Raw genomic sequence first — 12,352 nt, 5'->3', positions numbered from 1 at the left:
GAACGAAACCCTATTCGGGCCACACCCCGGTTCGCACATCCCCTGGTGGGTCTCCTCACCGCCCGGTCGGGTCGCCGACCGCCGCCGGGCACGTCTCAGGAGGTGGGAGCCGGATTGGGCGGTCCGGCACCGGTCGCGGGTCCGGGGGCGCTCGGTGAGGATCCGCTCACCGTCGGTGCGGCTTCCGACGAATCGCCCATTCCCGGGCGCGGGGTCGGGCCCGCCAACCCGGTGTCGGCGGGCGGTCGGGCCACCTCCCGCTGCTCGGGCAGCGGCGGCGTGAACACCGTGCGGTCCAGCCGCTGGACCTCCGGCGCCGGGTCCACCCCGCGTACGCCGGGCCGGGCGGCCAGGGCGCGCAGCGCGTCCGGGGTGGCCCGCACGACGGCGGCGTACACGCAGGCGCAGCCGGCCCGGTAGGCGGTCGCCTCGCGGGCCGAGACCGACGCACCCGTGTCGTACACCCGGCGCAGCTCGGGATCGGCGGTGGCCGCCGGGGCGGCGGCGCGGGCCCGGTAGTCGGCGGCCTCCCGGTCCTTGCGGGCCGCGACCTCGGCCATCCCGGCGACCACGTCGTCGGGCACCCGCATCGCGGCGATGCGGACGATCTCGGTCTGCCGCCCGGGCAGCGGCACCCGGGCGACCACCGCCGAGACCGGCGTGCCGCCCAGCGCGGTGGCCGCCCGATCCGGGGTCAGGTACGCGGCGAAGGAGACCAGCGCCCAGCTGCCGGGCGCCGGGGCGTCGAGCCGGGCCAGCTCGTCGGCGGCGGCGCGCAGGTAGGCCGGGATGGCGTCGCCGTCGGCCACGCCCACCCGGGTGACCTCGCCGACCGTGCGGTCCCCGGCCGGCTCGTCCCGCCGCTGCGCCACGGCGACGACCAGCACCACCAGCGCGCAGCCCAGCGCGATCCAGGTGAGCGGGGTGGACCGCGACGGGCGCGGCGGTACGTCGGCGGGCACGGTGCTTTCCCTCGTCGGACGGTCGGTGGGCGGTCAGTCGCGGAGGATCTCCAGCGCCCGGGCCAGGTCGTCCGGGTACTCGCTGACGAAGGTGACCTCCTCGCCGGTGCGCGGGTGCAGGAAGCTCAGCGACCGGGCGTGCAGCCACTGCCGGGTCAGCCCGAGCCGGGCCGAGAGGGTCGGGTCGGCGCCGTAGGTCAGGTCGCCCACGCACGGGTGCCGCAGCGTGGAGAAGTGCACCCGGATCTGGTGGGTACGCCCGGTCTCCAGCCGCACGTCCAGCAGGCTGGCCGCCGGGAACGCCTCGAGGGTGTCGTAGTGGGTGATGCTCGGCTTGCCGCCGGAGACCACCGCCCAGCGGTAGTCGTGGTGCGGGTGCCGGTCGATCGGCGCGTCGATGGTGCCGCGCAGCGGGTCCGGGTGGCCCTGGACCACGGCGTGGTAGCGCTTCTCCACCTCGCGGTACTTGAACGCCCGCTTCAACGCGGTGTACGCCTGCTCGCTCTTGGCCACCACCATGATCCCGGTCGTGCCCACGTCGAGCCGGTGCACCACGCCCTGCCGCTCGGCCGCCCCGCTGGTGGAGATCCGGTGGCCGATCCCGGCCAGGCCGCCGATCACCGTCGGGCCGGTCCAGCCCGGGCTCGGGTGGGCGGCGACGCCGACCGGCTTGTCCACCACCACGATGTCGTCGTCGGCGTAGACCACGGTCAGGCCCGGCACCGCCTGCGGCACCACGGTCGGCGGGGCGGCCGGCGCGGGCAGCGTGACCTCCAGCCAGGAGCCCGCCTTGACCTTGTGCGAGTTGGGCCGGACCGTGCCGTCGACCAGCGCGTCCCCGGCGTCGACCAGGGCCGCCGCGGCCGTCCGGGAGAGCCCGAAGAGCCGGGACACGGCCTGGTCGAGGCGCATGCCGTCGAGGCCGTCCGGGACGGGCAGCGACCGGTGGTCGCCGCCGGCGGCGAAGGCGGAGGTCATGCCCGCTCCCGCTGCCCGGCCGGCGTCTCGTCGCCGGACCGCTCGGCGGTGGCCCGCGAGCCGTCGCGCTGCCGGCCGGTCAGCTCGAGCAGCACCGCGAGGACCACCCCGCAGACCAGCGAGCTGTCGGCCAGGTTGAACACCGGCCAGACCTGCCCGTACGGGTCGAAGAGGCTGACCATGTCGACCACGTGGCCGACGAAGTGGCCGGGGGCCCGGAAGATCCGGTCGGTCAGGTTGCCCAGGGCGCCACCCAGCACCAGCCCGAGCGAGACGGCCCACGGCAGCGACCGCAGCCGCAGCGCCATCCAGGCGATCCAGGCGATCACGCCGATGGTGATCAGCGGGAAGACCCAGGTGTGGTCGGAGCCGATGCTCCAGGCCGCGCCGCTGTTGCGGGTCAGGGTGAGGTAGACGGTGCCGCCGAGCAGCGACACCGGGCCGCGGCCGGTGAGCGAGGAGAGGGCGAGCTGCTTGGTCGCCAGGTCGGCGGCGAGGGCGACCAGGGCGACGCCGAGGAGGACCCCGACCGCCCTGCGGCGGGGCGTGCCGCCGCCCGACTCAGCGGTGCCGGACCCGGCGGGCGGTGCTTCGGTCATCTGCTCCCCATCGACGCTCTCGACGGCGCTGGCGCACCGTCACCTACGGCCGCCGGGGAGCGGGCTCAGCGCCGCTCCTCCAGCTGCTTGCAGGTCACGCAGAGGGTGGCCGACGGGAACGCGGCGAGCCGCTCCACCGGGATCGGGTTGCCGCACCGCTCGCACCAGCCGTACCCGCCCTCGTCGAGCCGCTCCAGGGCGCGCTCGACCTGCGTGATCCGCTCCTTGATGCTGTTGGCGAGGGAGATCTCCTGCTCCCGCTCGAACGTCTTGGTGCCGGTGTCGGCCTGGTCGTCCCCGGCCGAGTCGGTCAGCCGGTCGCGCTGCAGCTCGGTGATCTCGCTCAGCGTCTGATCGTACTCGGCGCTCAGCTCGTCCCGCCGTGCCGCCAGGGCGGCCCGGATCTTCTCGGTCTCCGCCGCGCTGCGGGTGGCCTTCGCCACCGGCTTGCGGCCGGCGGTCCTGGTGTCGGCTGGCTTCGCCATCGTCAGCTCCCTCAGCCGCGTACCGCGGCGCTCGGCGGTGCCTGGGCAGGGGTCACCGGTACCGGTACCCCAGGTACGAAACGGGCGCGCGGCCAGCAGGGACCGCGCACTCCGGAGGGTGGCAAGAATACGGAACGTACAGGCGTCCGACAACGTGCCGCACCGTCGCGCCGTGTTTCAGCCCCAAACAGCCACCAATCGGGGCAAAGGGAACGCTAGCAGATCAATCGTCCCGATCCTCGCCGTACTCGCCAAACCACCGCGCCAACCGACCCCGCCGGCTGACCGCGCGCAGCCGCCGCTCGGCCTCGTCCCGCGCCTCCGCGGTGGCCACGATCAGCAGGCTGTCGCCCACCTTGAGCCGGGTGTCCGGGCCGGGCACGAAGCCCGCGCCGTCGCGCAGCACCAGCGTCACCGACGCGCCCACCGGCAGGCGCAGCTCGTCGACGTGCACCCCGCCGAGCCGGGAGCCGGGCGGCACCTCCAGCTGGAGGAGGTCGGCCCGCATCCGTTCCAGCGGGGCCGTCTCGACCCGGACCTCGGCCGGCTCGGCGGGCGCGGTCACCCCGAGCCGCCGGGCCGCCGGGGCGAGGGTGCCGGCCTGGAGCAGCGTGAAGATCACCACCAGCACGAAGACCGCGTCGAAGAGCCGGTCCGCGCCGGGCACCCGGAGCGAGAGCGGGATGGTGGCCAGCACGATCGGCACCGCCCCGCGCAACCCGGCCCAGGAGAGGAAGAGCTGCTCGCGCGGGGGGAACCGGAACGGCAGCGCGGAGACCGCCACCGACAGCGGCCGGGCGAGCAGCAGCAGGGCCAGCCCGGTCACCACGGCCGGCAGCACCGCGCCGGGCAGCCGGCCCGGCGACACCAGCAGGCCCAGCAGCACGAAGAGGCCGATCTGGGCCAGCCAGGCCAATCCGTCGGCGAAGCCGAGGATCGCCTGCCGGTGCGGCAGCCGCGCGTTGCCGAGCAGCACCCCGGCGACGTACACGGCGAGGAAGCCGGAGGCGTGCAGCACCGAGCCGGCCGCGTACGCCAGCACCGTGAAGCCGACCACCGCGATCGGGTACAGGCCGGCGGAGGGGAGCGCGGCCCGGCGCAGCGCGTACCGGCCGGTGATGCCGGCGGCCACCCCGACGGCCGCGCCGACCCCCAGCTCGTAGCCGACCAGGAGCACCTCGAACCACCACGGGTGGGCGTCCGCCACGTTGCGGGAGAGCAGCACCACCACGATCACCACCGGGGCGTCGTTCATGCCGGACTCCGCCTCGAGGGTGGCCACCAGGCGCGGCGGCAGGCGCAGCCGGCGCAGGGTGGCGAAGACGGCCGCCGCGTCGGTGGAGGAGAGCACCGCGCCGTAGAGCAGCGCCAGCCGCCAGTCCAGGCCGAGCAGCAGGTGCACCACCAGCCCGACCACGGCGATGCTGACCACCACGCCGACCGTGGAGAGCGCGGCGGCCATCCCGAGCACCGGGCGCAGGGTGCTCCACCGCGCGCTCAACCCACCCTCGGCGATGATCACGATGAGCGCGCAGAACCCGAGCACCCGGGTCAGCTCGACGTCGTCGAAGCGGATCCCCAGCCCCGCCTCGCCGATCGCCACCCCGAGCGCGAGGTAGACCAGGAGGCTCGGCACGCCGAGCCGGGTGGAGAAGCGCACCGCGCCCACCGCCACGAGCAGGACTGCCGCGCCGAGCAGCAGCGCGAGATCCAGCCCAGGCGTCATCCGCTACCGACCCGGGCGGTCCTCACTCGGCCGATCCGTCACGCAGCCGGCGCAGCACGTCGGGCAGCCCCGGCGTCGGACGCTCGATCAGGAAGAGCTTGTCCCGGCTGGCCGCGCCGGCGCGCAGCGAGACCGCCGCCGGCCGGACGCCGAGAGCGTCGGCCAGGGCCCGGCGGGCCGCCTCGGTGGCCCGGCCGTCCACCGCGGGCGCGTTCACGGCGATCACCAGGGCCGGCCCGTGCGGCCCGTCGAAGCGGCCGCCGACCCGGGCCCGGGAGGCGCCGGGCTTCACCCGTACGGCGACGGTGAGCGTGTCGTCCATGGTCACCATGATCGGCCCAGGGGCGGGTCGGCGAGCAGGGCGGTGGCCGGCGCGCACCGGGCGCAGGGGGTGAAGCCCAGGTCGAGCGCCTCGGCGACGGGTAGCGGCTCGTCGGCCCGGCCCACCAGGTGGGGGCAGTCGGACAGGTGGAACCGGGGGTGGCCGTCGACCACCCGTACCTCGTCGGCCAGCCCGGTCAGCCGGGCCAGCTCGGCCGCGGACAGGGGCTGGGCGGGCGGTTCGCCCTCGAACGGGGCGTCGGCGGCCGGCGCGGCCGGCGCCGGGGCGTCCGCCGGCGGATCGACCTCGTCCGGGAACGGCTCACGCGGGCCGGGCGGCAGGTACGGGTCGTCGGCGGACGGCTCCGGGGGGAGGTACGACGGGTCGGTCACCGGTGACGCGGGTGGTTGCCGCCACCCGGGTGCGCCGGTGCCGACCGTCGACGGGACGTGCTGGACCGGGATCTCCGGTTCCCCGGCTGGCGGGCCGTACGGCGGGCCACCCGGGGTGGTGCGGTCGCGCGGCCGGTCGCCCCGGTCCGCGGTGGCTCGGGTCGAGGTCGCCTGGCGGGCACCCGCGACGAGGGCCACTGCGGCCAGCAGGCTGGCCGCGATGGAGGTGATCAGCAGCGGGCTGGACCCACCGGCCAGCCCGGCCACCAGGAGCACGACCGCGACGAGGATGAGCAGGATGCTGGCGACTATCACGGCTCACCCCCGCCGCGTCTGTGGGTCTGCGTCGCCGGCGGCCGCCGGGGGGCGACCGCCGACGGCGGGATCAGCGACCGGACTCGAGCGAGCCCGCGCGGCCGCCGCCGTACGAGCCGGCGAGGCCGGCGGCGGCGAGACCGTTGCTGCCTCCGGCGGCCCGGTTGCCCTCGGCGCGGTTCATCTCGGCCTCCAGGCCCTGACCGCGGCCGTCGAGGTCACGCAGCTGGCTCTCCAGGTACGCCTTGAGGCGGGTGCGGTACTCGCGCTCGAACTGCTTGAGCTCCTCGATGTGCTTCTGCAGCGCGGTGCGCTTGGCGTCCAGGCCGCCCATGGCCTCCTGGTGCCGCTGGCGGGCGTCCCGCTCGAGGGCGTCCGCCTTCGCGCGGGCCTCGCGGGTGACCTCCTCGGCCTTCGACCGGGCCTCGGAGAGCAGCTGGTCGGCCTCGCGCCGCGCGTCCGACACGTGGTCGTCGGCGGTGCGCTGGGCCATCATCAGCACCCGCAGCGCCTGCTGCTCGCCGTCGGCGCCGGCGGCCGGGCCACCCTGGGCGCGGACCTGCTCCAGCTCGGCCTGCATCGCCCGGGCCGCCTGCTCGGCGGCCGCCTTGTCGCGCTGCACCCGGTCGAGCTGCGCCTTGACGTCGTTGAGCTCCGCCGCGAGGCGGGCGTCGCCGCCGGGGCCGGCGGGAGCGCCGCCCCGACCGCCGCGCTCCACCTGGGCGCGCAGCTCGTTGTTCTCCTCGATCAGACGGGCAAGCTCGCGCTCGACCTCGTCCAGGAAGGCGTCGACCTCCTCCTCGTCATACCCCCGCTTGCCGATCGGCGGCTTTTTGAAGGCGACGTTGTGGACGTCGGCCGGGGTTAGCGGCATCGAAACTCCTCGGGTCAGTTGCGGCCGCGAAAGCAGGCTGGTCAGGCAAATGCCGTGATCAGCTGCCCTAACACGAACTCCATCAGCACGAACAGGATAACCAGGAGCACAAGGGAGGCCAGGTCGACGCTCACGCTACCAATTCGCAGTGGTGGAATCACACGCCTCAACGCGCGCAGGGGTGGATCAGTGACGCTCCACACCACTTCCAGTCCGGCCGAGGCTCCCCGTCCCGGTTGCCAGCGGCGACCATAGGCCAGAACCGCGCCAAGGACAAATCGGGCAAGAAGCACAAGCAGGAACAGGTAGCAGAGCAGGTAGAGCACCTGGAACAGGATCGACAACACGGCAGGCGACGTCCCTCGGTCGAGCGGGCTAGCTCAGGCTGAAAAAGCCGCCCTCAGCGATCTTGGCCTTGTCCTCCGCGGTGACCTGGACATTGGCCGGTGAGAGCAGGAACACCCGGTTGGTCACGCGCTCGATCGTACCGCGCAGCCCGAACGCGAGCCCGGCGGCGAAGTCGACCAGCCGGCGGGCGTCCGCCTCGTCCATCTCGGTGAGGTTGATGATCACCGGCACCCCGTCGCGGAAGTGCTCGCCGATGGTGCGCGCCTCGCGGTAGGTCGTCGGGTGCAGGGTGGTGATCTGGTAGCGCTGCTCGTCCTCGGTCGCCACCGCCCGCTCCCGCGGCTGGACCTGCGGGGCCAGGGCGAGGTTGTCCCGGGTGTGGTAGGTCAGCGCGCCGGAGGTCTCCCCGGGCCCGGAGCGCGTGATCGACCGGACGCTGGACCGCTCGGCCCGCTCCGGACGCTCCACCTCGGCCCGCTCGCTCTCGGCGACCCGACCGGCGGCGCGCTCGGACAGCCGTCCCCGGTCACCGACCCGGGTACGGCTCGCCGGCGGCTCCTCGGACTCCTCGTCCTCCTCGTCGGCGAACTCCTCCGCGTACCGGCTCGACCGGTAGCGCGAGTCCCGGTAGCCACCCTTGTCGTAGCCACCGTCCTCGTACGCCCGCTCGTCGTCCTCCTCGACGAGTCCGAGCCAGACCCCCGCCTTGCGCAGTGCACCCATCCCCGCGCCCTTCCGTCCGCCGTGCGGCACGCGCCCCCGTGCCGTGTCGCTTGATCACGAGTGGACAACGAATGCCCACCGGACCGGATCGGCAATCCCCTGGCGAGCGATTCGCGGTCCGCCCGCCACGGCCCCCGGCTACGGGAACGCCGTTCCTGAACAACACTGTTGTAATTTGCTTCTTTCGCGGTCAGGCTACCGCAGCGTGGGGCGCATTCCGAGCAACGCGCTGCCGACGCGGACATGTGTCGCGCCATATCCGATCGCGATTTCCAGATCGCCACTCATCCCCGCGGAGAGCACGGTCGCCTCCGGAAACCGGTCGCGGAACCGCTGCGCCACCTCGGCCAGCCGGGCGAAGGCCCGTTCTGCCTCCCAGCCCAGCGGCGCCACCGCCATCAGGCCGCCCAGCCGCAGCGCCCCGGCCCCGGCGACCGCCTCGGCCACCGGGTAGAGCCCGCGGTCCGGGTCCGCCGCGTCCGGCAGCGCCCCGCCGCGCGCCGGGTCGCCGTCGATGCTCACCTGCACCAGCACGTCCAACGGCCGGTCCCGGCCGGCCGTTGCCGCGGCGTCCAGGGCCCCGGCCAGCCGGACGCTGTCGACCGACTGGACGACGTCGGCGTACCGGACCACCGAGCGGGCCTTGTTGCGCTGCAGCTGGCCGATGAAGTGCCAGCGCGGACTCGCCCCGGCCGCGGCCGCCTCGGCGGCCTTCGGGGCCGCCTCCTGGTCGCGGTTCTCCCCCACGTCGGTCACCCCGAGCCCGGCCAGCGCGACCACGTCGCCGGCGGGGTAGGTCTTGGTCACCGCGACCAGGGTGACCTCACTCCGGTCCCGCCCGGCCGCCGCGCAGGCGTCGGCGATCCGGGCGCGTACCCGGGCGAGCCCGGCCGCGAGCTCGGCGCGACGATCCGGTCGCACCGTGGCTGAAATGTCGGTCATCGGCGCGGTTCAGGACCCGTTCTTGAGGAAGTCGGGCACGTCGACGTCGTCGAAGAGCACCCGGCGTGGCGACTGCTGCGGGGCCGGCATGGTGGTCGGCGGCGTGACCGCCGCGCTCGCCTGGGCCGGCTGGTTCTGGTTGCTCTTGCGGGCCGGCTCCACCGCCTTGTACGCCGGCGCGCCCCCGTCGAAGCCGGCGGCGATCACCGTCACCCGTACCTCGTCGCCGAGCGCGTCGTCGATGACCGCGCCGAAGATGATGTTGGCGTCCGGGTGGGCCGCGTCGGTGACCAGCTGCGCGGCGTCGTTGATCTCGAACAGGCCCAGGTCGGAGCCGCCGGCGATGGAGAGCAGCACGCCGCGCGCGCCGTCCATGCTCTGCTCCAGCAGCGGGCTCGAGATGGCCGCCTCGGCCGCCTCGACCGCGCGGTTCTCGCCGCGGGCGCTGCCGATGCCCATCAGCGCGCTGCCCGCGCCGCTCATCACGCTCTTGACGTCGGCGAAGTCCAGGTTGATCAGACCCGGCGTGGTGATCAGGTCGGTGATGCCCTGGACACCGGAGAGGAGCACCTGGTCGGCGGTCCGGAAGGCGTCCATCATGGAGATGTTCCGGTCACCGAGGGCGAGCAGCCGGTCGTTCGGGATCACGATGAGCGTGTCGCACTGGTTGCGCAGCTCCTCGATGCCGGACTCGGCCTGCACCTGGCGGCGCTTGCCCTCGAAGGAGAACGGCCGGGTGACCACGCCGATGGTGAGCGCGCCGAGCTTGCGGGCGATGTTCGCCACCACCGGCGCGCCGCCGGTGCCGGTGCCGCCGCCCTCACCGCAGGTCACGAAGACCATGTCGGCGCCCTTGAGCACCTCCTCGATCTCGTCGCGGTGGTCCTCGGCCGCGTTCTTCCCGACGTCCGGGTTGGCCCCGGCGCCCAGGCCCCGGGTCAGCTCCCGGCCCACGTCGAGCTTGACGTCGGCGTCGCTCATCAGCAGCGCCTGCGCGTCGGTGTTGATCGCGATGAACTCGACGCCCTTGAGCCCAACCTCGATCATCCGGTTGACGGCGTTGACGCCGCCGCCCCCGATGCCGACGACCTTGATGACCGCCAGGTAGTTGTGCGGAGGTGTCATCTCCGGTCCTTTCCCTTCGAGATTGGCATGGGCCGACCCCACACGGCTTGGCCAGATCAGCGGCGGAGCAGTTCCCGGCGAGGCCGAGGGTTGAAACCCTCACCCTCTACTAGAGGCTTAGGGTTATGTCAACCACTGATCTCTTCGGGGCAACGTATGCGCCGCCGCGCGATGAGCCAAGGACCTTTCCGGCGTGTCGCCCCGGGAGCGGGCGGCGACACAGTCGCTGACCGACCGATCACTGGTAGGTGACCACGTCCGGGGCGCTGACGTCCATCGTGTCGGCCTTCCGACCGAGCAGTGCGGTGGCCACTTCGGACTTGTCCCGGCCCCGGGTCGCGTCCCCCCAGAACACCGTCCGGTCGCCGTGCAGCCGCACGGTGATCCGGGCCAGCCCGGCCACGTCCACCGAGACCAGCTCGGCGCGCAACTGCGGGCTGAGCGCGGCCAGCACCGCCAGCCCGGCCCGGGTGCCCGGGTCGTCCGGCGCCGGCTCGCCGACCCGGATCACCGGCAAGCCGTCGGGGACCCGGGGCAGGCTCTGGAAGACCACCCCGCCGCGGTCGATCACCGCGAACCGGTCCCCCTGCGGCACCGCCGCCACCGGGGTCCGCTCCACCACCCGGATCACCAGCGTCCCCGGCCAGTCCCGCTCCACCGTGGCCCGTTCCACCGGGGCGAGGACGCCGACCCGGCGGGCGGTGGCGGCGAGGTCCACCCGGGCCAGCGGCGCGTCGTCCGGCACGGCCGCGGCCTCCCGGACCTCGACCGGCGTGACCAGCTCCGCGCCGACGACCCGTACCTCCCGGACGCCGAACAGGCCGGTGCCGAGCACGGTCCAGGCGACCAGCCCGGCGAGCGCCAGCACGCCGGCGACCACCGCCCAGGGCAGCGCCGCGCGCATCCGGCGCTGCCGGGCCCGCGCCATGAAGCGCCGGGTGGACGGGGGTACGGCGTCGGCGCCGGCCCGGACCAGCTGCCACTGCCGTACCGGGTTGCGCCGGCCGGCCCCGCCGTCCTGACCGCGGGTCCGGCCACGGGCCGGGCCGGGACTCATCCGGCCGTGGCCGCCGCGCCGTCCGGGTCGACGCCGGTGCCGATCGCCGCCGCGCCGCCCGGCTCACCGGTCCGCGCCAGCAGCGCGTCGAGCAGCTGGTCGCCCATCAGCGAGATCGGCGGGGCGCCCATGGTCACCACCACGTCGCCGGGCCGGGCCCGGCGGGCCACCTCGGCCGGCACGTCGTCCCACGCCTCGACGAAGACCTTCCGGTCGGCCGGCAGCGGCACCGCCTCGATCAGCGCCGCCGAGCCCTCGCCGGGCTGGCGCAGCTCGCCCGGCCCGAAGACCTCCAGCAGCACCAGCTCGTCGGCGATGGCGAGGGCGGCGGCGATCTCCGCCTGGAGGTCGCGGGTGCGGTAGAGCCGGTACGGCTGGAAGACCACGATCAGCCGTCCCTCGCCGGCCACCTCGCGCAGCGTCTGCAGGGCCAGCGACATCGAGGTCGGGTGGTACGCGTACTCGTCGTAGACCAGCACGCCGTCCGCGACGCCCTTGCGCTCGAAGCGCCGCCGCACCCCGGGGAACGCGCCGAGCGCCGCCTCGGCCGCCGTCACCGGCAGTTCCAGCAGGTACGCCGCGAGCACGGCCGCGGCGCTGTTGAGCGCCATGTGCCGCCCGGGGATCGGCAGCCGGATCTCGCCCAGCGAGCGGCCCTCGACCTCGGCCAGGTAACGCACGCCCCGGGCGGAGGAGGTCACCTCGCTCATCCGCAGGTCGGCGTCGGGCGCCTCGCCGTACGTCCAGACCCGGCGCCCCTCGGCGCGCAGCGTCTCGGCCAGCCGCCGGCCGCCCGCGTCGTCGGCGCAGGTGACGATGAACCCCGCGGGGTCGGTGAGCCGGGCGAACTCGGCGAAGGCGGCCTCCAGGGTGGCCAGGTCGCCGTAGGTGTTGAGGTGGTCCGCCTCGATGTTCGTGATGACCGACACGAACGGGCGGTAGATGAGGAACGACCGGTCGCTCTCGTCCGCCTCGACCACGAAGTACTCGCCGGTGCCGTGGTGGGCGCCGGAGCCGACCTCGGAGATCTCCCCGCCGATCACGAAGGACGGGTCGGTGCCGGCCTGCTGCAGCACCATGGTGACCATCGAGGTGGTGGTGGTCTTGCCGTGGGTGCCGGCGACCGCCACCGTGCGGCGGCCGGTCATCGCGGCGGCCAGGGCCTCGGACCGGTGCAGCACCCGCAGGCCGCGCCGGCGCGCCTCGACCATCTCCAGGTGGTCCTGGGGGATCGCCGAGGAGTAGACCACGGTGTCCACCCCGTCGAGGTTCGACGCCTCGTGGCTCATGTGGATGGTGCCGCCGAGCGCCCGCAGGCCGGCCAGCGACGGCCACTCCCGCAGCTCGCTGCCGGAGACCGGCAGGCCCCGGGTGAGGAAGAGCCGGGCCAGGCCGCTCATGCCGACGCCACCCACCCCGATCAGGTGGATCCGGCCCAGGTCCTCCGCGGTCATCGTGCCGGCGGGGGTGAACTGCGCGGTGTTCATGAGCGGTACCTTCCCGT

General features: G+C 74.4%; 14 protein-coding genes. All 14 read right to left on the bottom strand.

The features are described 5' to 3' along the window. Positions 1-95 precede the first annotated feature (95 nt). The 14 genes from ACGFI9_RS17620 to murC all read right to left on the bottom strand — a co-directional run bounded on the left by ACGFI9_RS17620 (position 96) and on the right by murC (position 12,335). Positions 96-962 carry a hypothetical protein gene (locus ACGFI9_RS17620; RefSeq protein WP_393179025.1) on the bottom strand — a complete coding sequence of 289 codons (867 nt, stop codon included), beginning with the start codon at positions 960-962 and terminating at the stop codon, positions 96-98. A gap of 33 nt (positions 963-995) precedes the next feature. Beyond that, positions 996-1,940: an RluA family pseudouridine synthase gene (locus ACGFI9_RS17615; protein WP_393179023.1), complete on the bottom strand. Its 945-nt coding sequence runs from the start codon at positions 1,938-1,940 to the stop codon at positions 996-998. Beyond that, complete coding sequence (gene lspA / locus ACGFI9_RS17610) at positions 1,937-2,539, bottom strand: signal peptidase II (RefSeq protein ID WP_393179022.1); 603 nt, start codon at positions 2,537-2,539, stop codon at positions 1,937-1,939. Before lspA ends, ACGFI9_RS17615 begins: the two co-directional genes overlap by 4 nt. Positions 2,540-2,604: 65 nt before the next feature. After that, complete coding sequence (locus ACGFI9_RS17605) at positions 2,605-3,024, bottom strand: TraR/DksA family transcriptional regulator (protein ID WP_393179021.1); 420 nt, start codon at positions 3,022-3,024, stop codon at positions 2,605-2,607. A gap of 223 nt (positions 3,025-3,247) precedes the next feature. After that, entirely contained in the window at positions 3,248-4,750 is a 1,503-nt protein-coding gene (locus ACGFI9_RS17600; RefSeq protein WP_393179020.1) for a potassium/proton antiporter, read from the bottom strand. A gap of 22 nt (positions 4,751-4,772) precedes the next feature. Beyond that, positions 4,773-5,081, bottom strand: a complete 309-nt coding sequence (locus tag ACGFI9_RS17595; RefSeq protein ID WP_393179019.1) for a DUF167 domain-containing protein — start codon at positions 5,079-5,081, stop codon at positions 4,773-4,775. Continuing rightward, positions 5,075-5,779, bottom strand: coding sequence for a hypothetical protein (locus ACGFI9_RS17590; RefSeq protein ID WP_393179018.1), 705 nt, complete (start codon positions 5,777-5,779; stop codon positions 5,075-5,077). Before ACGFI9_RS17590 ends, ACGFI9_RS17595 begins: the two co-directional genes overlap by 7 nt. 70 nt (positions 5,780-5,849) lie before the next feature. Beyond that, on the bottom strand, positions 5,850-6,653 hold the full coding sequence (locus ACGFI9_RS17585; RefSeq protein WP_393179017.1) for a DivIVA domain-containing protein: 804 nt from the start codon (positions 6,651-6,653) through the stop codon (positions 5,850-5,852). 41 nt (positions 6,654-6,694) lie between these two features. Then, positions 6,695-7,000, bottom strand: a complete 306-nt coding sequence (locus ACGFI9_RS17580; RefSeq protein ID WP_393179016.1) for a YggT family protein — start codon at positions 6,998-7,000, stop codon at positions 6,695-6,697. 28 nt (positions 7,001-7,028) lie between these two features. Next, positions 7,029-7,724 (bottom strand): cell division protein SepF, encoded by a 696-nt coding sequence (locus tag ACGFI9_RS17575; RefSeq protein WP_393179015.1) that lies wholly within the window; start codon positions 7,722-7,724, stop codon positions 7,029-7,031. Between the two features lie 195 nt (positions 7,725-7,919). Next, positions 7,920-8,666, bottom strand: coding sequence for a YggS family pyridoxal phosphate-dependent enzyme (locus tag ACGFI9_RS17570; protein ID WP_393179014.1), 747 nt, complete (start codon positions 8,664-8,666; stop codon positions 7,920-7,922). A 9-nt stretch (positions 8,667-8,675) separates the two neighbouring features. Then, positions 8,676-9,791: a cell division protein FtsZ gene (gene ftsZ, locus ACGFI9_RS17565; protein ID WP_393179013.1), complete on the bottom strand. Its 1,116-nt coding sequence runs from the start codon at positions 9,789-9,791 to the stop codon at positions 8,676-8,678. Positions 9,792-10,029: 238 nt separating this feature from the next. Next, a complete protein-coding gene (locus ACGFI9_RS17560; protein WP_393179012.1) occupies positions 10,030-10,848 on the bottom strand; it encodes a cell division protein FtsQ/DivIB in 819 nt (272 codons plus the stop codon). After that, positions 10,845-12,335, bottom strand: coding sequence for a UDP-N-acetylmuramate--L-alanine ligase (gene murC / locus ACGFI9_RS17555; RefSeq protein ID WP_393179011.1), 1,491 nt, complete (start codon positions 12,333-12,335; stop codon positions 10,845-10,847). The genes ACGFI9_RS17560 and murC overlap by 4 nt, the downstream gene beginning before the upstream one ends. Positions 12,336-12,352: the final 17 nt, after the last annotated feature.

It is taken from the genome of Micromonospora sp. NPDC048930 (genome assembly GCF_043197935.1).
GTDB lineage: Bacteria > Actinomycetota > Actinomycetes > Mycobacteriales > Micromonosporaceae > Micromonospora.
This window is presented reverse-complemented; position numbering and strand designations above follow the sequence as displayed.